The organism is Photobacterium sp. TLY01 (genome assembly GCF_021432065.1).
Lineage (GTDB): Bacteria > Pseudomonadota > Gammaproteobacteria > Enterobacterales > Vibrionaceae > Photobacterium > Photobacterium halotolerans_A.
The window spans coordinates 1,281,762-1,303,704 of the sequence record NZ_CP090364.1 but is presented as its reverse complement, the minus strand read 5'-3'; the positions used below and the strand labels follow the sequence as shown (position 1 = coordinate 1,303,704).

Sequence of the window (21,943 nt, the reverse complement as noted above, 5' to 3'; positions counted from 1 at the left end):
ACTTAGCCGACCGACTCCTTGCCGTTGAGATTAAAGACCGGTGCATTAACTTAAGGTATCCAGATACACTGGCTCTTCGCTGCAAAACACAGTTTTCGCTCTGCCATTCGCTTTAGCCTGACAAAGTGCCTGATCAGCTCTGGCTACCATGGCATCCATAATCTGCGCCGGTTTGACAAACTGCGACAGGGCATTTTCATCAACCTGCCGGGTTTTCACATGACAGATACCTACGCTGGCCGTCAGTTTTTCATCCACCAGCGCGAGATTATCCAGCCCGCTCATTAAGCGATCACACACCACTTCAATGCCTGATCTTTCTGTATCGACCAGCCAAATGACAAAAACCTTACCGCCGTATCTGGCCCCAATATCGTAGCTTCTCAGGTTCTCTGTGAGCACTTTGGCAAACTCAATCAATACTTTGTCACCAAGCAAATGGCCGTAGGTATCGTTCAGTTCCTTAAAATAATCTATATCAACCAATAGTAAGGCGGCTTCCTGTGGTTGTTTGCTGCGGCGAAAATGATTAACCGACCGCAACAGTTTTTCCGTGAAAGCACGACGGTTCATCAGCTTGGTCAGCGGATCTGTCGAGGCCATTTCCTTGAGTTTAACGTTCAGTTCACGTAACTGGTTTTCCTGCATTCGCCGTACCATCTCAACTTCTATCCAACTCGCCATCAGTTGAAGAGAGTCGATATCAATGTCTTTGAATGCGCGGGGATAAGGAGCCGGGCTGGAAAAGTTCAGCGTTCCCCAGGTCACTCCGCCCACGTGGATAGGAATAGCAATATAGGATTCAAGTCCAAAATGCCGGTAGGCAGGATGGCTCCCCAGTATATCGCTGTTTCCGACATGCTCAACGGCAACGACACCGTCCGACTCGCAAGTGACAGCGCAGTAAGTCATGCCAAATTCAAACTGATTACCTGGCATAAGGGGCATATATTCCGGGCAAATACAATGACGTATGGTGTACGTATCGCCTTCTACCTGGGCAAGAATACCGATATCCAGATCGAATCGCTCCAGTCCCAGCTGAATAAGCGCATGAATCTGGAAATCAAAACCTTTATCGTAGGACTGGGTAATTTGATGTAAACGGCGAATCACGTTTTCGCTTTCAGAATATTCAGTGTGCATACATTCCCTTGTTCTGTTAACTGCACCCGACTCAGTAGCTGTAACTGATAACTCATGAGGGATCACTCAACCACAGTGAGTCAGGGCAGCATACCGTCTGCTCAAAGACAGATAAGCTACCGATTACATATAAAAATACAATGTACAAGCGCCGAGGATTCAATATCAAACGCATCAGAATTCATTGTCACTGATATCGTCAAGAATAGACTTCGCTGACTATTCTGCCCGAAGATGTATCGATTTTTAGACCCAGGACATGGAATCCACAAGCCTATGAATACGCTGCCTATACTGATGAAATAAGGGAGTATAGACACAAAAGCAGGAGGCATCCGGTCATTCAATGCACAGCCATTAGATATGGAGTATTCGACAATGCATCGAACAGTCTCTTTTATGTTGTCAGGCTCATCCTTACTGCTATCCTCTCTGATTTTAGTAACGTCCGGCACTCACGCCGCCGAAACTTCATTTTCGGCCGGCAAAAAACTGGCGCTGCTCAGTCACCAGCAACCCATCTACTCGCCACAGGTAAATATCGAAAAGCGCACAGGGCGTATCACCAAAGAAGAGTTAAAAAAGGGTGTGATGGACAGCCGCCATTATGTCGACATCGACGACTACCTGGCCAAACAGAACAAGAGCAATACTGCTGTCCCGCCGAACCGTTATTATGTGGTTAACAGTATTCGGGTCACCCGGCCTTACGGCAGCTGGTACGATGGCTACGGACAATACAGAACGGCTCAGGAAGCCAGCCACTGGCTGGGATTCACGGCGATTCATTTCGAATTGCTCGACCAATTGAATGAGCATCAGCAACGACGCCATGAACAGGCGCAAATAACGGCCACTACATCGCCGGTGGGCCGTGCCGTACAATGGCAGGATGGTGCGGCTTCTGGTTCGGTAAAAGCAACGCGGGAAGGGACAACAACCAGTGGTCGCTATTGCAGGGAATTTCAGCAAATGGTGACAGTAAACGAGACAACAGAAACCGCAGTCGGCACCGCCTGCAAACTACCAGACGGTACCTGGGAAGTGGTCTCGACCGGCTAATAATCTGCTATCTTTGATCCGGCTCCGTTCAGAAGCCGGACAAACACCGGCGCCGCTAATCCAGTATCAGAGCCGCATAATAAACCAGACAGGCCAGCAGACTCATGGCGGATCTTATTGCGTGCAGCCTCCCCCAGTGCGCTAACAACATGTAGGTTGTGCTGGACTGCTTTTTGAGTGCCGGTGACTGAAGCTGTTTATTCAGCGGCATAATCATCAGGTAAGTAAAGGGTATCACCGCAGCTATCAGCGCTCCGCCCAATAACCACAGCATCGAACTGCCTAAAGCCGCCGCTGTCACCGCAGCAAATGCCGAGCATAACGCCAGACTGAACTGCATTCTGGCGGCACGGCGATAACTGGGACTGAATTCAGTTGCCGCTATTTCTGCGCCACATTCCAGCCTCGCAGGATGCTCAGCAATACTGATATAACAGGCAGCGCCGCAAAACAGGCTGGCGCTGAATGCCGCCAGTGCGCCGGAGAGTTCCGCGCCAGTCACCACAAAAGACATCATGGTTTCCGCTATTTTTTCAGCTTAAAGGCAACAACATAGTCGCCAAGGGTGGTGCCGATTGAACCATGGCCTCCGGCCACAATCACCACCATCTGTTCGCCCTGGCTGTTGAGGTACGTCATAGGCGTGGCCTGTCCACCCGCGGGCAGACGGGCTTTCCATATTTCTTCGCCGTCACTGAGATCATAGGCACGCAGATAGTTATCGACTGCGGCAGCCATAAAGACAACACCGCCTTTAGTAATGATTGGCCCGCCTATGCCGGGAACGCCCATTTCAATGGGCAGTGGCAAGGGGGTCAGATCGCGAATGGTCCCGTTTTTATGCTTGTAGACCACTTTACCCTGGCTCAGATCGGCACCGGCCACATAGCCCCAGGGTGGTTGCTGACAAGGCACGCCCAAAGGTGATAAGAAAGGTTTCAGGCTGACGGCGTAATCAGCGCCTTCGTTGGCATTCACACCATGCTCTCCCACGTTCACTTCGCCCAGCGAGGCACTGCTGTCTTTCTTAATTAAGGTGGATGTAAACGCCAGATAGAGCGGCATACCGAACATGACCTGCCGCTCTGGATCCACGGCTATTCCGCCCCAGTTAAAGACACCGAAGTTACCGGGAAAGACGATAGTGCCCTGCTCTGAGGGCGGCGTATAACGCCCTTCATAACGCAGCTGACGAAACTGAATACGGCAGTAGAGCTGATCAATCAGCGTGGCGCCCCACATGTCTTTCTCTTCCAGCGGTGGCGGATTAAAGTTCAGCGCTGACTCAGGCTGGGTCGGAGAGGCAAAATCGCCCTCAATCGTTCCCTGAGGCGCTGCCACTTCGGTGATCGGATGAATGGGCTGCCCCGTCTGCCGATTCAGTACATAGACATCCCCCTGTTTTGTCGGGACAACCAGCCCGGGCACCAGACCACTATCGGTCTGAATATCAAGCAGACTGGGTTGCGCCGGAGTATCCATATCCCACAAATCATGATGAACAAACTGCTGTACCCAGGCAGGCTGGCCATTATCCAGGCGCAATGCCACCACAGAAGAGGCATACATCTCCTCCTCTGGGGTGCGGTACATACCCAGTTGATCAGGCGTACGGTTGCCCATAGGGATGTAAATCAGGCCCAGCGCTTCGTCAGCACTGGCGACAGACCAACTGTTCGGCGAGCTGGTCGCATAGAGTTTGTCTTTGGCAATCGGCTGGGTCTCTGTTGGATTGGCTGAGTCCCAGTTCCACTTCAACGCCCCGGTTTTGACATCGTAGGCACGAATCACACCCGATGGCGAGTTGATGTCATAGTTATCATTGACTGAGCCAGCGACAACCACGACTCCTTTCGCCACTACAGGCGGGGATGTGGAATAATAGTAGCCGGATTTGGGAAAGGGCATGTTGTGCAGTAAGTCCAGCACCCCGTCCTCAGCGAAGTTTTTACAGCGCGCGCCGGTGGCCGGGTCCAGCGCGATCAGCTTGGCATCTGAGGTCGGCAAAAAAAGCTGTGCATCGCAATCCATACTGGCCAATGTTTCCGCAGCACCGGAACCGGATTGCAACATCATGGCTGGCTCTCCCGCCTGAGGGGCAAGATAAGACACGCCACGACACGTCTGGTGCTGGCGCTGATTGTCCTCACCAACCTTGGCGTTATACACCCAACGCTGTTCGCCGCTGTCGGCATCCAGTGCCACCAGCCAGTTGTGGGGCGTGCATAAGTAGAGGGTATTGCCAACCTTTAGCGGCGTGGCCTCATAGGTAAATTCACCGATATCCCCTTTTCTTTTGACATCACCCGTTTGATACTGCCAGGCCTGCTCCAAATGACGGACATTCTGCGGGGTAATCCTCTCCAGCGGCGAGTAACGCTGTCCCAGATTGCTGCGACCGTAGCTATACCAGTCCGCTGCAGGTACCTGCCCCAGTTTCGGAGACTGAACAATCGTGGATGTGTTGAGCTGACCTTCAAGTGTGTGGGTCTCGTTGAATATACTGCCAAGCGTAACCAATGCCACTAACCACCAGTACGCGGTCAGACGGCTGATTCGGGTTCGCCCCATCAGGCGGAAGGAAAACAGCAGCGGGATACCCAATACCAGCAGCAACCCCATCCGGCTTGCCAATGGCCACCAGTCGTAACCAGATTCCCACAAAGACCAGATCAGCGATGCCAGCAAAAACAGGCCGTACAGGATCTGCGCGTTCCCCCGCTTGGTTCTGACTTTGGCAGCAACCAGCAAAAAGACCACGCCAGCGATGGCAAAATACCAGCTGCCCCCCAGGGAGATCAGCCACAGACCGCCCCCAAACAGCACCAACCCGATGAGGAGATACAGAAATGCGATGAATCCCATGCGCCTTTTCCTTCTTGTATGATTCGGCCAATTCGGACGGTAAGCAAAATGGGTCGCTGACACGCTGACCGTACCTAAAAAAGCGTAGACTATGTGGAAAAGAAGTACTGAAATTCAATCAGATGTGGTTGAGGAAATATCGCGCAATGCCGCCAGGTCAAGCAGGACAACACAGTCCGTCAGCCTTGATTCAACCGCAGCCACACTTGCCGTGTCATTCGGTACAGGCAATGTTCTGCCAGCGCGTGATCACGCGGCAATTTAGGATGCATAAAATTTTTCTGACAATCCGTCATGCCCAGTTTCTGCATCACACGCCGGGAAGGCTGATTGGCTAAGGTGGTAAACGCATAAACGGCAGGTGCCTGCAGATCCTCAAACGCATAACGCAAGGCCGCTTGTGCAGCTTCTTGTGCGAACCCTTTCCCCCATTGATCAGCAGCCAGTCGCCAGCCAATTTCGATAAAGGGAGTCTCGGGGATATCCAGATCCTGATAATGCAAACCGACAAAGCCAATAAACTCACGGGTATCCTTTCTCTCAACTGCCCAAAAGCCCCAGCCATTCTCCTCAATCAGTGCAGTCGCTTTCTGTGCTAGCTGAACGCTTTCGTCTTCGCTCAGGGTTGCAGGAAAATAACGCATGACCTGCGGGTCTGCACACATGGCGGCAAACGGCGCGTGGTCATCCGCTTGCCATTGCCGGATGAGGAGTCTTTCAGTCTGCAGCTGACAAATATCTCTCTTTAATTTTTCAATCATCGGTTATTTCCCTGTGTTTTGTATAGCGATCACCGCCATGTGATCACTTCGCTGAATTCGCGTTCAGCAATTTAGCCATATAGATTTCATCAACATACTTGCCATCCACCCGCATCGCATCCCGCTTGATCCCTTCCTCAGAAAACCCGGCAGATGTGTAGAGCTGACGAGCCCTTGCATTATGGGCCATTACCGTCAGCTCAAGACGGTGAAAATCATGATGGGAAGCCCACGCTTCTAAAGTCGTCATCAGTTGCCGGCCGATTCCCTTACCCTGAGCGCTGTTTCGAAGGCCAATCACGCAGTAAAGTGAGTGCCTGATCCGGTTCATTTTGCCACCCACTCCGACAATAAAACCGGCTATTTCACCCGCATCATTTTCAGCAACGAACATGGTTTGCTGATTTGAATCCACGAATTCCGACAGCTGCTTTCTTTGCTGCTCTGCCGTCAGTTGACGTTCTCCAGGTTCAAACAGCATGAAAGCCGTCTCGGTATCGAGCAAATGAAACAATGCCACCAGCTTTTCTGCATCGTTCAATGAAACCTGTCTGATGATCATATTTACCCCGCTTATGATGCTTCCACTGCTTTTCTTCAATCCGCCACCTTACACCAGTAATATAAATGCACAAAACTCAGTTGCATAAATGATATGCATGAATGAAATTCACTCTTTCAATACATGACCTATTTCGCTTAATGCAGTGATCTTTCTGCATTTACCTGTTAATCAATAAACGGTGGGAATCAAACTTTGTGCAGAAGATTAAATTTTTGTCATTTCGACCTGCTTAATTTTTTTCCTGAATTAGACTTGTGGGAGCCTGGTCAAAAATCAAACAACTCGTTACATTCATTTTCTCTAAAACAGTGGTATGCATTGCAGTTCTCAGGGAGGAGTAATGAGAAATCAGTTTCTCAAGCTTGTTGTATTGTTGACTGGATTTACCCCGGCAATCGTGAGCGCCTCTCATCAGAATCCACTGAGACAACCTTTGGCCGAGCACGAACTTTCGGCAAACGAACTGGCTTCACAGCCCGTGTACTATTGTTTTAACCCTGCCTGGCGTCCGTATGATTATCAGGAACAAGCCCAGCACAAAGGCATTTTTGCCGATTATCTGCACCTGATTGAGGCTTATCTGGATGTAACTTTCCATCCATATTTCACCAATAGCTGGACAGAGGCCTTATCTGCCCTGCAACTTGGTCACTGCGATTTCATCCCGGCGATCAGCCCGACCCCGGAACGGGAACAGTACCTGTCGTTTAGCTCGCCTTATTATCTGATTCACAATGTGCTGGTTGCCAAACCCGACAAGCCTATGCTGACGTCTTTGGATGAACTGGCCGGAAAAGCCATTGCCGGGCCAGAGCACACGGCTGTCATGACCCGGTTACAGGCGGCTCACCCGGAAATTCAGCAAATCTATGCTGCCACGCCCCAGCAAGCCATGCATCTGCTGAACACAGAAAAAGTGTACGCCTTCGTGGCACCGTTAGATTCCCTGATCGATGAGCTGAAAGAGGATGTCTTTCGTAAAAAGATCATCGCTAAGCTCGACTTTTCGCTGCCGATTACTATCGGGGTCAGACAGGATAAACCTGAACTGCTTGCATTAATGAACATGGCTGTACAGGCCATTACCCCTGAAGAGCACCGAGAGATCTCACGACGGTGGACACAATTCACGCTGGTAGAGAGCCATGATTTTTCAGAGATGTATCGCTGGTCCGCCGTTTCTGTGGTGATTATTCTGATGCTGGGATTCTGGATCACCCGGTTACGCGACGAACTCAAAAAGCACAGCCAGACTGAAGCTCAGCTGAGGCACATGGCCAATCACGATGCGCTGACCAACCTGCCCACACTTCGCTACGCTCAGGAAAAAATTGACAGCGCCATCCTGCGTTGCCAATACAACAATAGCAATCTGGCTTTAATGTTTGTCGACCTGGACGGATTTAAAGACGTGAATGACACATTTGGTCATGATGCCGGCGACAAACTGTTGAAAGCCGTCTCCCTCAGGTTAGTGAACTCACTGAGAGACACAGATACTGTGGCCAGAATCGGCGGCGATGAATTTATCCTGATACTGGAAAATATTGCAACAACCGATACCGCAACACTGCTCGCTGACAAAATACTCGCCATGTTCAGCCGTCCTTTCATGATGGCAGATCAACCGCTTCATCTCGGCGTCAGCATAGGCGTGTCAATGTATCCGTCGCACGGCACAACCCGAGAATCGCTGCTGAAACACGCAGATCAGGCCATGTACTGTGCGAAAAGGAACGGTAAAAATCAGTGCCAGTTAGCCTTGGCACAACAACAGATTTCCGCACAGAAAATCTGATTGTGTGATGCATCAAACCTGCAGAGTAAGTCATCACAACAACGCATTCATGAATGTTAATCAATTCATCAACACAGGATTCATGTCAGCCATGTTTAATATTCCAGCAGAATGCGGTAAAATTCGCACCGCTTCAGAGATAAAATTAAAAATAAGTGTAAAACACACAACCCGGGTAACTCTGTTTACTCCTTCTTGAATAGCATTCACATGATATCCACTTGTAAAAACTGGTTTCCCATTCGTTTTTTGACTCGGTATCAACATTTCCTGCTGGCATTTTTACTGGGAATCAGCATCCTGGCGCTTGGCTTGGGCGGTATTTATCTGCACGCCAGAAGTAATCTGGAAGATCTTGTCAGCGAAAAAGCCAACATCGCGAATGCCCTTCTCCAAAACACCATCGATGAAGCCCACACTGCCGTGAACAGAGCCATTCCTCTGCTTGACGCAACCTGTACTCCTGCAACAGCGACTGAATTAAAGCACATCGCAGTGCTCAGCCCGAACATTCGCACAGTCAATTTAGTGAAAGATCAGTACATCTACTGTTCGTCCCTGATCGATCATGCTTTAACAAAAAATGCAAACACCCATATTATTGTGGCTACCCGATTATTTCTGACCACGCACAATTATTTCAACCCAAACGAAAGAATTCTGTTCCTCGGGGAAAAAGTGGGTGAAAAATATGTCATCGCCAGCATTGATGTCCAATACATAAAAAAAACACTCAAGACCATTGGACAGAAAGTACCTTTAACCATCACGTTAAATAATCAGCAAAGCATGACATACACCACGTATTACCCGGAAACAAAAGACGGTACTTTAATCGCATTGAATTCCCGGGATCACGAGTTTGTGATTTCGTCCCGGATCAGCCAGAAAATGTATCTGGATTACATGCTGTCACACTTGTATATAGCAATGTTTCTGTGTTCTGTGCTTGCCGTTATCATCGGTGTCAATGGTTACCGCCAGTTCAAACGCCCGCGTTCACTTCAAGAAGAATTAAGACGAGGCGTAGAGGAAAAGGAGTTTCTGCCTTACCTGCAACCAATCGTGAACGCTCAGGGCCGGATTTGTGGCGCAGAAATATTAATGCGCTGGCGCCACCCGAGTCAGGGTTTTATTATGCCTGACTTATTTATTCCTCTGGCAGAAGACACTGGTCTGATTAATCTCATGACAACTCAGGTGCTGAGCAGCGTGAAATCTTATTTACTTCAGAATCATCAATACCTGCCCGACGGCTTTCACCTGGCCATTAATATCAGCCCGGGCCAATGTAATAACCTGCTTTTCTATCAGGACTGTGTGAGTTTTATTTCTGCCTTTCCAGAAGGAAAAGTCAAACTGGTTGCCGAACTGACAGAAAGAGAATTTATTCAAGATTCAGGCAATGCTGCTCTGCTGTTCGAGAAACTGCATCATCTGGGGGTTCAGATTGCGCTGGATGACTTCGGCACCGGTCATTCATCGCTGGCCTATATTAACCAGTTCAACTTCGACATTATTAAAATCGATAAGAGCTTTACCCACCTGATTGGTTCAGTAGATATGCCGAGCCATATTGTCGATAACGTGGTGGATCTGGCAAACCGACTGAACATTGATGTGGTCGCAGAAGGGGTGGAAAATACGACACAGGAAGCTTACCTCAAGCAACACAAGATTCAGTTCTTCCAGGGCTATCTTTACGATAAGCCACTTCCACCGGCGATCTTCATCGAAAAAATGAAGCAGCAGAGCGATCTGCAGACACGCTTACCAGCAGATAAGCCCATTGAAGAATAACGGATTCAAGCAGACGCGCGCATCGTGTTCGAATCCGGAAAATGCTACACCTTAAAATAGGCCAGGTGCTGGTTCAGTAATTCAGAGGCTTGCGCCATGGCCTGACTTTCCTCAGCAAGGTTCATGGACGATTCCTTCATCGCATTGGCAGACAGATGAATACTGCTGACATTTTCATTCATTTCATTCGCCACGATGCCTTGCTGTTCCGCTGCAGCCGCTATCAGCACCACTCTGTCGGTGGTCTGATTCAGATCTGACACCATATTTTCAAACGTGCTCCGGGTTTCAAGCGCAACATCCACACAGCTTGCCGCCTGAAAATGGCTCGATTGCATGGTTTGACTTGATTGCTCTGCAATACGGGTCAGTCTGTCGATACTGGCCTTAACCTCTGAGGTCGACTGCTGAGTGCGGCTGGCAAGATTTCTGACCTCATCGGCCACCACGGCAAATCCGCGTCCCATTTCACCGGCTCTGGCCGCTTCAATCGCGGCATTCAAAGCCAGCAGATTGGTCTGTTCCGAGACATCCTGAATCACGTTCACCACAGCATGTATATCTTTTACCCCTTGTAGCAGCTCATTGACGAAGCTGTCGGCCTGCGTGATATTTTCAGCCACGGCCTGAATATTGTCGCTGGTGGATTTCATACTGGCACTGCTTTGCTGCGCCTGACCGGCAACCTGTACCGTGGCCTCAGAGGTATTTTCTGCATTCTGGGCGACATCGTTAATGGTGGCCGACATTTCATTCATTGCTGCCGACAACTGCTCAAGCTGCACATGCTGAGATTCAACACTGGTGGCCGTTTCTTCACTGGCGCCGGCAATCCGGCCAGCCATCTCGCGCGATTGCTCCGCAGACTGCCGCGCCACTTTGAGCGCCGCCTGCAGTTTATCCAGCATGCGGTCGACCTCGCGCCCCATCTCTCCAATTTCATCCTGACGTTTTTTGTTGAGCCTGACTGTCAGATCGCCATCTGCAATCACATGAATCTTGTCAACCAGCGCATTCAGCGGTGAAACAATATCGTGTGCCAGCAGATAACCCATCAATGCCAGAATGAACACAGCCACAGCAGCAAAAACCGATGCCTGTACCAGATTGCGGTAAAAGGCATCGTCAATATCCGACACCAGCACACCCGAGCCGACGATCCAGTCCCACTCAGGCACATACATCACGTAAGATATTTTATCGTGCAACCGGCCATCCGGTGCCCGCCAGGTGTAATCCAGAAATCCCTGACCTGTCACCGTTGCGATATTTGCCATCTCACGCCAGTGATATTTCCCCGAACCATCGCGGATCGCAGAAGCATCAGCACCGTTTAATTCCGGCTTTAACGGGTGGATAATGACTTGTTGTCCAGAGTTGATCACCCAGAAATAGTTATCACCATCATACCTGAGCTGTTCAATAGCCTTCAGTGCCATCCTTTTCGCCTGCTCTGCACCTAAGTCAGAAGTCTGCGCGGCAAAAAAAGCAATCATCCCCTGCGCGGTTTCAACCTGCGCACGCAGCTTATCCTCACGCTCGCTGAATGAAGCGCTGTGCTGCTGCGCCAGATTGTAAATACAAACAGATACAATGATCCCGGTGGCGATGGCCACCAGCAACTGCAGCTTGATTTTTATGGATATATTTCCGAGTTTCACGTGATGTCCCTGTCAAAATAAGCAACAAAGCACGTATTTTGACGCAGGGAATCCGGGGAAGAGTTATCTGAAATCAAAGAAAGTTGAAACGCTATACCTGACAAGAATTTAACGACATGATATGTGACACACATCATATACAAATCACAACATGCCCTGTGACTGAATCGGTGAATCACACCGGCGACTAAGCCGCGCTGAAACGTGTCGCTTCAAAGCTGTTCAGTAAACGGTGAATCAGGTAGGTCACCAGCAAGGTCGCCACTATCGCGAAGAAGATACTGCTCACCCGGTAGAGTGCGCTGAACACCAGATCATTGCCCGGTGTCAGATACTGCCCGTACAAAATTCCCAGCGTTGTCAGCCCGCCAAAGCCGGCACCTGAACCACTGGATTCCTTAACATGCATATAGCTGAACAGCATGGCGCCTATCCACAGCAAGGGAATGATCAAGACCAGCATCCCGGACCAGTCATACAATAACAACTGCCCTGCCATACCAAAGGCGACTCCCATGATTGTGCCCATCGCCCGTTTACGGGCATAACCCAAAGCACCATTCCAGTGCATCGGAAATAACAGTAACAAGGTGGTGGCCTGAGCCGACATCGAATCATTGAGATCAAAGATCTGAAAGACCAGAAACGACAGGGTCGCAATACTGGCCCCCATCAGCGCTTCATGGCGCATCCGGTGAGACCCTTTGGGCTCGCTGGGACGCGCGGGCGGCTGACGAGGTTCGGCATCCGGGATCAAAAACGTCATCAGATAAGCAATCACCACCGACAGCACATTGGCCAGCAGGTTACTGAAGATCAGATCATTCAAATCTGAACTCGGATAACTGGCAAAGTGCAGCATAATGCTCAGGCTGAGTACGCTATTCGCTCCGAACAGGAAAAGCGTCCCTTTGGACATACAGGCAAATTTGTACAGAAAAAGCACGAAAGCAATCAGAGTCATCATGCCCGGATGCCCGCCAAAGAACCCGCCCAGTATTCCCACTTCCAACCCGCACACGATCGCCGCAGCCAACAGCTGACGCGCGGCATGTGCGCTCATGACGGGCACCATCCCCAGCAGCAGCATGGGGGTGACCGTAAAAAAGACGCCGTAGTTCCAACCGAAAATCTTACTGATGACAAAACCGAGCGTAGCACCGGTGGCAATCCGCAGACACTGACGGAAATCGTTTTCCGACATCGGGTGATCCCATAATTTCATGGCACCTCCGGCTTAGTAAATGTAGTGCAGCGCACTGAGGAATTTAATCTGAGCTTTAGCCATCCAGGCAAACAGGCCACTGTCCGGCACCAGCTGTACCGTGGCACGCGCACCGGCGGGTAAGTGTTGCGGCGCTTCGCCTTCAATGCTCAGGTGCAAACGCATCCGCTGGGCATCGCGCACCCACCGGTTCGACTCGGTCGGCGTGGCAAGACGGCCATTGGCATCAAACTGACCGGCACTGACACCTGCATCCAAACTGCTGATGTGTGCGCTAAAAACCTGTCCCGGCTGGCTGTCAAACGCAACCAGCGCCTGACTGTCGTTACTGAAATGACGCAGGCTCTTCTCCCGGAAATCGGCAATGATGTCGACATCCGTTGAGACCAGCGCCACCAGCGGATTACCGGCAGATGCGTATGCACCCTGCTCCAGCTGCAGGTTGGTGATCACACCGTCTCGTTTGGCTTCAACCCGGGTATAGGAAAGATTCAGTTCTGCCTGTTGCAGCTGATTTTTCGCTACCCGAATGCTCAGATTTTTATCGCTGATTTCACCCCGGCTGACCTCAAGCTCTTTCAGGCGCGCTTGCGAGGCAGACAAATTCGCTTTGGCTGCGACAGCGGCACTCTGGGCATCATCACGCAGTTGTTGTGAGGTGCCGTTACGATGAAACAGCGTGCTCAGGCGATGCGCTTCGCGTGTTTTTTGTTGCAAAATGGCTTCATTCGCCGCAACTTCTGCCTTTGCGGCCAGAATAGACGCATCGAGCTGGCTGTTATTCTGGATCACTTTTTCCAGATTCAGGCGAGCTTGTTCGACGGCCAGTTGATAAGGAGCCGGGTCGATAACAAACAGCACATCGCCCTGATGAACGGTCTGATTATTATGCACATGTATTTCGGTGACCGGGCCACTCACTCGGGGAGCGACTTTGGTCACCACCCGGGTTGCCATCGCTTGTGGGGTCAAAGGCATGGCCAGGTCGGCCATCAAAAAATAGGCAAATACCAACACAAATGCGAAACAGGCGTATTTAATCCAGCGGGCAAATTTTTGATCAGGTGTCATAGAAGTTTATTTCTCCTTATTCATCGTTATTGTGTTCTGTGCTCAGAGAATCCAGCGCATTGTGGGCAATCTGCTCCAGAATCAGACCCAGTTTCTGTAGTTCCTGGTCGTTAATGTGCGACAGCAGCTGTTTACGCACCTGCATGATGCGCGCTTCCATCTGGGTGAGCAGCTGCCGCCCTTCTTCCGTCAGGCTGACAATCCGGGCGCGCTTATCGCTGTCGCAGCAACGGCGTGTGATCAGCGATTGCGCTTCAAGCTGCTTTAAGGTGCGCATCAGCGAGGCCAGTTCAATTTCCAGCGCTTCTGCCAATGTTTTCTGACTGACGTGATCGCCCAATCGCTGCAGTTTCCACAACGCCGTCCAGCGCGGATGCGTGAGGCCCAGCGGGGCCAGTTCGCGGTCTGCCACCATCTTCCATAAGCGGGAAACCCGGCTGAGTTGCTCAGCTAACGGCAGATCGCGAAGAATGTTGATATCTTGAATCATGGTGCCTCACCAAATTACTTAGCATGCTAAGCAATATAATATAGTTAGCAGGCTAAGTAAATAGTCTGTGAGTTCAGTCACACATTTGCTGTACGAGCACTAAGACGCAACGCAAATCGCTGATAAGAAGGCGGGATAATCTCAAACGGTCAGCAATGGTTATGGTCGCAGACCCAAGCGCCTTGAATAAGGTGCCCGTCGTACCTAATCTAACCGATAGCCGTGGCCATTTAACGAAGGGCAAATCTCGTTACACAGCCCAATCCCCATCAGCACGACGCTTTGAGCAATAAAGCCACGCCCGACAATGTGGAATCGCTCAAACTTAAGAAAGCGAGGTCTCAATGAAGATAACTTTTCTGGGTGGTACTGAAACGGTGACGGGATCCAAGTTTCTTTTGGAGACAGAACGAACAAGCGTGCTGATCGATTGTGGTCTGTTTCAGGGCTATAAGTGGTTGCGGGAACGCAATTGGCAAACATTGCCTATGGATATCGAAAAACTCGACGCCGCTTTGTTAACCCATGCTCATCTCGACCACTCTGGTTATCTGCCTGTGCTTTACAAACACGGCTTTCGCGGCCCGGTCTATACGCATCACGCGACCAAAGATCTGTGCCGTATTTTGCTGGCAGACAGCGGCCATATCCACGAAGAAGACGCCAGGTATTACAACAAACACCATTTGGGCAAGCATGAACAGTCAGAGCCACTCTACGACAGGCAGAACGCGGAAGACTGCATGGCGCTGTTTCAGCCGGTAGATTTTGACGAACCGATCGAAGTCGGAGATATCCGTTTTTATCTGCAGCCCGCGGGACACATTCTCGGTGCTGCCAGTATCATTGTTGAAGCGGAAGGAAAGCGCGTGGGATTTTCCGGGGATGTCGGCCGCTTTCACGATGTGCTGATGAGGCCTCCCCGCCCGCTACCCGCGCTTGATCTTCTCCTGATGGAGTCTACTTACGGCAACCGGCAGCACGAGAAGCAAGACCCATTTGAAGAACTGGCAGAGATCGTCAACCAGGTTGCGAACCAGGGTGGCGTCTTACTGATCCCTGCCTTCGCGGTGGGACGGGCACAGGCTTTGCAACATATGCTGGCAACCTTGATGGAAGAAAAGAGAATCCCCAGAATCCCCGTTTACCTTGATAGCCCGATGGCCGTTCAAGTCTCTGATATTTTTTGCCAGTACCATGAACAGCACCGGCTCAATGCCGACGAATGTCATCGCATGTGTAATGACATTATTTATATCCGTACCGTAGATGAGTCGAAGGCGATTGAAAAACAAGCCTTCCCGCACATCATTCTTGCCGGCAGCGGGATGGCAACGGGAGGACGCATTCTGCACCACTTCAAACGCTTGCTCAGCAGCCCCAAAACCACCGTCTTGTTTACCGGTTATCAGGCAGGAGGGACACGGGGTGCAAAAATGCTGGCAGGTGTTGAGACAGTGAAAATCCACGGCGAATGGATACCGCTGCGTGCCTCAATCAAAATGCTTTCCAGCCTGTCTGGTCATGCGGATTACCTTGAACTGACCCAATGGTTACAGCAATCGGCACTGGCGAAAAAGACACCCATTCAGCTGATTCACGGCGACCCCGAAGCCCTCGAAGCGCTGCGTGTGCATTTACAGGAACAGACAAAATTTACCGTCGATGTGGCGGGTTACTGGAGTATTTTGCGGCTGTAACTGCAGGGTGAATCCGATGAATGAAAAAGCGAAGGCTATAACAAACAAGGGATTTGTCAGAAAAAACGCCAGAATGCGTCAGAGCGCAGACTGGCGTTGTGTGGTGAACTAGTGATTACAGCAAGCGGTTGAAGGTTAATGTCTCCTCAGCACCAAAAGTGATGGTCAGATCATCAGCTTCACTGCTTACAACAGAATCAAGCGATCTTGTATCTCCCTCGATCCCTTCATCGAACACTAAACTGCCACCCGAACCATCAAAGGTCAGTTCCAGGTTGAGAACGCCACTGTCATAGGTATAGGTACCAAATTCAGCACCGATATGTCCTTTTTCGCCCTCAACTGCTTCACCATCAACCATTTGAACCAAAACAAACTTACCGTCCTCACGGAAGTTAAAAACAACATGTCCGCCATTGTCTTCCTTCAATTCCCAGCTACCGACAATCCCATTGCCAGGCGTTGCTAAGCGGGGGAAGGTTTCATTGTTGGTCGCATCATCGCCTTCATCCGGCTCCGGGTCTGTCCATGTCAGCGCGAGTGACGCATCAGTCACCACGAAATTGGTGATGACATCGCCACTGTCCAAGCCGCCATCAAAGGCATCGCCCGTTTCACCCACCCCACTATGGTTTTCCCAGTAGAGTTTCTTCCCTTTGAAATCAGTGCCAGACAGTTTGACGGTACCGTACTGGAAGCCCTGCCAAACACCGCCATCTTCTTCCTCATATTCAGCCACCAGATAATGACCATTCGGGAAGATGTTCACCAGACCGGTATAGCCTTCACCACCATCATCTAAAGAGAACATCCCTTTCAAGTCAGCCGTTGTTGAACTCAGGCTTGTTTCAAAATGGTTAATCGCATCTTCTTTCGAAGTTAATTCAGTTTCACCCGCCTGATCAATCAAAAACTGAACATTGTCATCATCGCCAAAAACATCAGGGTCTACATCAAAGTTAATTTGCGATGCTGTGTTTTTCACTGTGGCATCGATAGAAATACCATTCGAAGGGTTACCGTCTGAATCTAAGGTCATCAGCAGACGGACGATATTCACAACCGCATTATCATTGATATCATCTGTGCCAGCTAACTCCAATGGGGTAATGACATTCCCGGCATCTACCGAAGTAAAACTGTGACCACCCATTTTGAAAGTGACTTTTTCACCCGGCTTATAGCTGAACTCACCATTTGCATTGGTGGTACCGCTCTGGGTCGCAGTCACATAATCCATACCTTGAACCGCAGCATCAATCAAACGACCGGTAGATACATCGCCAGATTGCGTTTGATTGCCACCTGATGAATTGTTATTTGCTGTATCGTTACTGGATTTATCGCTGCCACCGCCACAAGCACTGATCGCAAAACCCAGCGCTGCCACAATCGACAAATTTAATAATTTTCTTTTCATTGTTGTTGTCCCTCTGCATATGTGTTTTTTTGCTTTTATAGCCTTTTGTTTTCCTTCATCCAAATACAGGGGCAAAAACTGAGACATTCAACAATTCTCTATTATTAATATATTAAACAATCATTTTAAAAGCATGAAACACTGCGAATAACTCATAAACCAAGATGATTCGCTACCATGACACTCAAACAAAATAATTAATATTAACATCAATAATGAAACAAAACTTTTCACTATTGAATAATTAACATCACTTCGGCAATTCTGTTGGTTGAAAATGAAAATTGTCACCGAGTGATGAGCATTCTAGAAACATAAAATTTAACAAGCCACTGACACAAAACAAAAAAATCTAACTACTCGCCAATAGTTCCTGACAATTGATATTATTGTGACTACCATCACGCAAATTAATGCTGTGAATTCAAAATAAATAAATGCTAACGGAACACAAAATACAGAACAACAAGCTCAGGTAATTCGCCAGGTAAATTATAAACAGGTTAAGCATTCCCAATAATATGCAACTAAATAAAAGTCAGAGAATAATATAAAAAATTCATCCCAGAAAAATTAGTCATCAAACGCACCAAACAGATAAATACCTCATTTACTGAACCCAACAAGGGCTTATTCACGTGAAAACCCAACACAAAACAATGAATCAAACAGCTGATATAGGGGTGGCAAAAAAAAGCCCCGTCAAAACGGGGCTTTCAGGAAACAATGAGTGACAACTGATTTAGAATGTCAGTTTGTTGATAATCTCATCATCAACCTGGTTCGCTAATGTCACTTTGAGCTTAGGCGTTCTTGCCATTTCGCGCTGAATGGCGAAGTTCGCTTCCTTGTTACGCGCCCAGCTGCGACGTGCAATGCCATTGTTGACATCGAACAGCAACATAGACTTCAGCCTGCGTTCAGCACTTTCACTGCCGTCAAGCAACATGCCAAAGCCGCCGTTGATCACTTCACCCCAGCCAACACCGCCACCGTTATGGATCGAGACCCAGGTCGCGCCGCGGAAGCCGTCACCAATCACGTTGTGGATGGCCATATCCGCCGTAAAGCGGCTGCCATCATAGATGTTTGACGTTTCACGGAATGGTGAATCCGTGCCACTAACGTCGTGGTGATCGCGGCCCAGGACGACAGGACCGATTTCACCGCGATTGATCGCATCGTTAAACGCATTGGCAATTTCCATACGGCCTTGTGAATCAGCGTACAGAATACGCGCTTGTGAACCGACGACCAGCTTGTTTTGCTTCGCATCTTTGATCCAGGTGATATTGTCTTGCATCTGCTGCTGAATTTCTTCTGGCGACTCGGCCATGATCTTGTTCAGCACCTCAGCGGCAATCGCATCGGTTCTGTCCAGATCTTCCGGCTTGCCTGAAGTACAGACCCAACGGAACGGGCCAAACCCATAGTCAAAACACATAGGACCCAGAATGTCCTGTACGTAGGACGGGTATTTAAAGTCGATGCCGTTTTCCGCCATCACATCGCCACCGGCACGCGACGCTTCAAGCAGGAAAGCATTGCCGTAGTCAAAGAAATAAGTGCCGCGGGCTGTGTGTTTATTGACCGCATCCGCATGACGCTTCAGTGTTTCTTGCACTTTGACCTTGAACAGCTCTGGCTCTTCACGAATCAGGCGGTTCGATTCGTCATAGCTGATGTCAACCGGATAGTAACCGCCTGACCAAGGGTTGTGCAGCGAGGTCTGGTCCGAACCCAGATGGATGAAAATGTCCTTCTCGTAGAAGGTTTCCCACACATCCACCACGTTGCCGATAAAGGCAATCGAGACCACTTCGTCGTTGGCTTGCGCTTCACGCACACGCGCAACGAGCGCATCCATATTGTCGACCAGCTCGTCCACCCAGCCTTGCTCATGGCGTTTTATCGCCGCTTTCGGGTTCACTTCCGCACAGACCGTAATACAGTTGGCGATGTTACCCGCTTTAGGTTGTGCACCGCTCATGCCACCCAAACCCGCGGTCAGGAAAATCTTCCCTTTCGGGCTTTGACCTTTTTCCAGCACCTTGCGGAAGGCGTTCATCACCGTGATGGTGGTACCGTGGACGATCCCCTGCGGGCCGATATACATAAACGAACCTGCGGTCATCTGGCCGTATTGCGTCACGCCTAATGCGTTGAATTTTTCCCAGTCATCCGGCTTTGAGTAATTCGGGATCATCATGCCGTTGGTCACCACAACGCGCGGTGCATCTTCTGACGACGGGAACAGACCCATCGGATGACCTGAGTACAAATGCAGCGTCTGGTCGCTTTCCATTTCACTTAAGTATTTCATGGTCAGCAGGTATTGGGCCCAGTTCTGGAAGACCGCACCGTTACCACCGTAAGTGATGAGCTCTTCCGGGTGCTGCGCCACAGCCGGATCCAGGTTGTTATCGATCATCAGCATGATGGCGGCGGCCTGCTCGCATTTCGCCGGATAATCTGAAATAGCGCGCGCTTTCAGATCGTAGTTCGGCTTGAAACGGTACATGTAAATGCGGCCAAAATCTTTCAGTTCCTGGGCAAACTCCGCAGCCAGTTCCTGATGCCATTCTTTCGGGAAATAACGCAATGCATTGCGAATGGCCAATTGCTTTTCTTCCGGCGTCAGAATGTCTTTGCGTTTGGGCGCACGGTTCACACCGGCCGGATACGGTTTAGCCTCCGGCAGTACGCTTGGGATCCCTTGTCGAATTTGTTCTTGAAAATTGATTACAGTGTCCATTCTTACAGGCTCCCTTTAGTTCACTTTAAACGCTTGTGTTTTCACCAGTGCGATCATGGCGTCGATGTCTGGCTTCAGCAGGCGGTCTTCTTCCAGCTTGGCCACTTTCTCACGAATCATCGTAAAGTTTTCTTCAATTAGATCAGAACAGCGATTCGGACGTCTGAACTCAATCGCTTGTGCGGCATACATCAGCTCAATGGCTAAGATCTTTTCCAGGTTCCCTAGAATCTGATTCAGTTTTCTGCCCGAGATACTGCCCATAGACACGTGATCTTCCTGCCCCATTGAGGTCGGCACGCTGTCGGCAGATGGCGGGAAACAGAGTGATTTATTTTCGGTCACCAGCGCCGCGGTCACGTATTGCGGGATCATCATGCCTGAGTTCAGGCCACCGGATGACGTCAACAGACGCGGCAGGCCGTGTAGACCTTCCAGCAGCAGGTAGCAACGACGGTCTGCAATATTACCCAGTTCCGCGGCAGCAATCGATGCATAATCCAGCACCATGGCCAGCGGTTGACCATGGAAACTACCACCAGAAATGGCTTCTTCAGAACTGATCACAATCGGGTTATCCGTCACTGAGTTCATTTCAATTTCAGCCAGTTCTTTCAGGTGATTGAAGGCATTGCGCGACGCACCATGCACCTGTGGAATACAGCGCAGTGAATACGGGTCTTGCACGCGAACACAATCAGCATGTGAAGCCATGTTTTGGGAGTCTTTGAAGAAACGTCTCATCCGGGCGGCGACTTCAATGTTGCCGGCAAAAGCACGCGTCAGGTGCAGCTCTTCTCTGAAAGGTGAACCACTGCCCTGCATGCCCTCAATACTCATCGCACCAGCCAGATCCGCTAAATCAAGCAGATAACGCATTTTGGTGAGTGCGGTAATGGCATGAGACAGAATGAACTGGGTGCCGTTGATCAGCGCCAGACCTTCTTTGGCATGCAGCTCAAGCGGCGCTAAGCCGTTGTCACGCAGCGCTTGTGCGGCTGGCACGATGTTGTCGCCTTGCCAGAACTCACCTTCACCGATCAGGGGCAAAAACAGGTGAGACAGCGGTGCCAGGTCGCCTGATGCGCCAACAGAGCCTTGCTCCGGCACAACAGGGATCAGATCCTTTTCGAGGAACGCCAGCATACGCTGAACAACTTCCAGACGAATACCCGAGTAACCCTGACTTAAGGCATGTACCTTGGTGATCAGCATCAGTTTTGAGATGGATTTCGCGATCGGCTCACCCACACCCACCGCATGGGTAATCAGGAGGTTTTTTTGTAAAAGATGCGTTTCTTCCGGTGAGATTTGCGTATCACACAGCGGGCCGAATCCGGTATTGATGCCGTACACCGCCTTGTCTGAGGCGGCAATGATGTCCACATTACGACGGCTTGCATTGATTTTATCTAAAGCAGCTTCACAGAGTTCCGCTTTGATACTGCCATCCGCGATGCCGTTTACAATATCCAGATTGAGTTGGTCAACACCGTATCTAAACATCTTTTTTGTTCTCCTGACTGACTGATATCTCTGTATCAGATTGCTTCTATAAGACAATGCTAGCTTGCCCTGTAAGTTTTATAAAAGCATAATGTTCGTAGTTTATTCCGGATTTATC

The 21,943-nt window shown here is 49.9% G+C and carries 16 protein-coding genes; 4 read left to right on the top strand and 12 right to left on the bottom strand.

Annotated elements, in window-relative coordinates:
• Positions 1–45 precede the first annotated feature (45 nt).
• Complete coding sequence (locus LN341_RS06430; protein WP_234204457.1) at positions 46–1,146, bottom strand: sensor domain-containing diguanylate cyclase; 1,101 nt, start codon at positions 1,144–1,146, stop codon at positions 46–48.
• A 378-nt stretch (positions 1,147–1,524) separates the two neighbouring features.
• Here LN341_RS06430 and LN341_RS06425 point away from each other — a divergent pair, with 378 nt between their 5' ends.
• Positions 1,525–2,208: a hypothetical protein gene (locus LN341_RS06425; RefSeq protein ID WP_234204456.1), complete on the top strand. Its 684-nt coding sequence runs from the start codon at positions 1,525–1,527 to the stop codon at positions 2,206–2,208.
• Between the two features lie 55 nt (positions 2,209–2,263).
• On the opposite strand, the gene LN341_RS06420 is transcribed toward LN341_RS06425, so the two are convergent.
• The 4 genes from LN341_RS06420 to LN341_RS06405 all read right to left on the bottom strand — a co-directional run bounded on the left by LN341_RS06420 (position 2,264) and on the right by LN341_RS06405 (position 6,396).
• Positions 2,264–2,725 carry a DUF1772 domain-containing protein gene (locus LN341_RS06420; protein ID WP_234204455.1) on the bottom strand — a complete coding sequence of 154 codons (462 nt, stop codon included), beginning with the start codon at positions 2,723–2,725 and terminating at the stop codon, positions 2,264–2,266.
• Positions 2,726–2,733: 8 nt separating this feature from the next.
• Positions 2,734–5,073 (bottom strand): membrane-bound PQQ-dependent dehydrogenase, glucose/quinate/shikimate family, encoded by a 2,340-nt coding sequence (locus LN341_RS06415; protein WP_234204454.1) that lies wholly within the window; start codon positions 5,071–5,073, stop codon positions 2,734–2,736.
• A gap of 179 nt (positions 5,074–5,252) precedes the next feature.
• Positions 5,253–5,834, bottom strand: a complete 582-nt coding sequence (locus LN341_RS06410; RefSeq protein WP_234204453.1) for a GNAT family N-acetyltransferase — start codon at positions 5,832–5,834, stop codon at positions 5,253–5,255.
• Positions 5,835–5,877: 43 nt separating this feature from the next.
• On the bottom strand, positions 5,878–6,396 hold the full coding sequence (locus tag LN341_RS06405; RefSeq protein ID WP_234204452.1) for a GNAT family N-acetyltransferase: 519 nt from the start codon (positions 6,394–6,396) through the stop codon (positions 5,878–5,880).
• A gap of 343 nt (positions 6,397–6,739) precedes the next feature.
• On the opposite strand from LN341_RS06405, the gene LN341_RS06400 reads away from it, so the two are divergent.
• Entirely contained in the window at positions 6,740–8,197 is a 1,458-nt protein-coding gene (locus LN341_RS06400; RefSeq protein ID WP_234204451.1) for a diguanylate cyclase domain-containing protein, read from the top strand.
• 249 nt (positions 8,198–8,446) lie between these two features.
• Positions 8,447–9,997, top strand: coding sequence for a cyclic diguanylate phosphodiesterase (locus LN341_RS06395; RefSeq protein ID WP_234204450.1), 1,551 nt, complete (start codon positions 8,447–8,449; stop codon positions 9,995–9,997).
• A 44-nt stretch (positions 9,998–10,041) separates the two neighbouring features.
• Here LN341_RS06395 and LN341_RS06390 read toward each other — a convergent pair whose 3' ends face one another.
• The 4 genes from LN341_RS06390 to slyA all read right to left on the bottom strand — a co-directional run bounded on the left by LN341_RS06390 (position 10,042) and on the right by slyA (position 14,444).
• Entirely contained in the window at positions 10,042–11,658 is a 1,617-nt protein-coding gene (locus LN341_RS06390; protein ID WP_234204449.1) for a methyl-accepting chemotaxis protein, read from the bottom strand.
• A 187-nt stretch (positions 11,659–11,845) separates the two neighbouring features.
• Positions 11,846–12,883: a DUF2955 domain-containing protein gene (locus tag LN341_RS06385; protein ID WP_234204448.1), complete on the bottom strand. Its 1,038-nt coding sequence runs from the start codon at positions 12,881–12,883 to the stop codon at positions 11,846–11,848.
• A 12-nt stretch (positions 12,884–12,895) separates the two neighbouring features.
• The gene (locus LN341_RS06380; protein ID WP_234204447.1) at positions 12,896–13,954 is read right to left on the bottom strand and encodes an HlyD family secretion protein; all 1,059 of its coding nucleotides are present in this window, start codon (positions 13,952–13,954) and stop codon (positions 12,896–12,898) included.
• 16 nt (positions 13,955–13,970) lie between these two features.
• Positions 13,971–14,444, bottom strand: coding sequence for a transcriptional regulator SlyA (slyA, locus tag LN341_RS06375; RefSeq protein WP_027252476.1), 474 nt, complete (start codon positions 14,442–14,444; stop codon positions 13,971–13,973).
• 344 nt (positions 14,445–14,788) lie between these two features.
• Between slyA and LN341_RS06370 the strand changes: the two genes are divergently transcribed.
• Entirely contained in the window at positions 14,789–16,144 is a 1,356-nt protein-coding gene (locus tag LN341_RS06370; protein WP_234204446.1) for an MBL fold metallo-hydrolase, read from the top strand.
• 115 nt (positions 16,145–16,259) lie between these two features.
• Here the strand turns inward: LN341_RS06370 and LN341_RS06365 are convergent, their stop codons facing one another.
• From LN341_RS06365 to hutH, 3 genes are all read right to left on the bottom strand, one after another.
• Complete coding sequence (locus LN341_RS06365) at positions 16,260–17,627, bottom strand: hypothetical protein (RefSeq protein ID WP_234204445.1); 1,368 nt, start codon at positions 17,625–17,627, stop codon at positions 16,260–16,262.
• A gap of 679 nt (positions 17,628–18,306) precedes the next feature.
• Positions 18,307–20,319 carry a urocanate hydratase gene (locus tag LN341_RS06360; protein WP_234204444.1) on the bottom strand — a complete coding sequence of 671 codons (2,013 nt, stop codon included), beginning with the start codon at positions 20,317–20,319 and terminating at the stop codon, positions 18,307–18,309.
• A gap of 15 nt (positions 20,320–20,334) precedes the next feature.
• Positions 20,335–21,825: a histidine ammonia-lyase gene (gene hutH, locus LN341_RS06355; RefSeq protein ID WP_234204443.1), complete on the bottom strand. Its 1,491-nt coding sequence runs from the start codon at positions 21,823–21,825 to the stop codon at positions 20,335–20,337.
• Between the last annotated feature and the right edge of the window lie 118 nt (positions 21,826–21,943).

What these genes read in the sequence shown, in the direction of transcription:
- LN341_RS06430 (WP_234204457.1), bottom strand. Translation starts at nt 1,146, where the DNA reads ATGCACACTGAATATTCTGAAAGCGAAAACGTGATTCGCCGTTTACAT.
- LN341_RS06425 (WP_234204456.1), top strand. Translation starts at nt 1,525, where the DNA reads ATGCATCGAACAGTCTCTTTTATGTTGTCAGGCTCATCCTTACTGCTA.
- LN341_RS06420 (WP_234204455.1), bottom strand. Translation starts at nt 2,725, where the DNA reads ATGATGTCTTTTGTGGTGACTGGCGCGGAACTCTCCGGCGCACTGGCG.
- LN341_RS06415 (WP_234204454.1), bottom strand. Translation starts at nt 5,073, where the DNA reads ATGGGATTCATCGCATTTCTGTATCTCCTCATCGGGTTGGTGCTGTTT.
- LN341_RS06410 (WP_234204453.1), bottom strand. Translation starts at nt 5,834, where the DNA reads ATGATTGAAAAATTAAAGAGAGATATTTGTCAGCTGCAGACTGAAAGA.
- LN341_RS06405 (WP_234204452.1), bottom strand. Translation starts at nt 6,396, where the DNA reads ATGATCATCAGACAGGTTTCATTGAACGATGCAGAAAAGCTGGTGGCA.
- LN341_RS06400 (WP_234204451.1), top strand. Translation starts at nt 6,740, where the DNA reads ATGAGAAATCAGTTTCTCAAGCTTGTTGTATTGTTGACTGGATTTACC.
- LN341_RS06385 (WP_234204448.1), bottom strand. Translation starts at nt 12,883, where the DNA reads ATGAAATTATGGGATCACCCGATGTCGGAAAACGATTTCCGTCAGTGT.
- LN341_RS06380 (WP_234204447.1), bottom strand. Translation starts at nt 13,954, where the DNA reads ATGACACCTGATCAAAAATTTGCCCGCTGGATTAAATACGCCTGTTTC.
- slyA (WP_027252476.1), bottom strand. Translation starts at nt 14,444, where the DNA reads ATGATTCAAGATATCAACATTCTTCGCGATCTGCCGTTAGCTGAGCAA.
- LN341_RS06370 (WP_234204446.1), top strand. Translation starts at nt 14,789, where the DNA reads ATGAAGATAACTTTTCTGGGTGGTACTGAAACGGTGACGGGATCCAAG.
- LN341_RS06360 (WP_234204444.1), bottom strand. Translation starts at nt 20,319, where the DNA reads ATGGACACTGTAATCAATTTTCAAGAACAAATTCGACAAGGGATCCCA.
- hutH (WP_234204443.1), bottom strand. Translation starts at nt 21,825, where the DNA reads ATGTTTAGATACGGTGTTGACCAACTCAATCTGGATATTGTAAACGGC.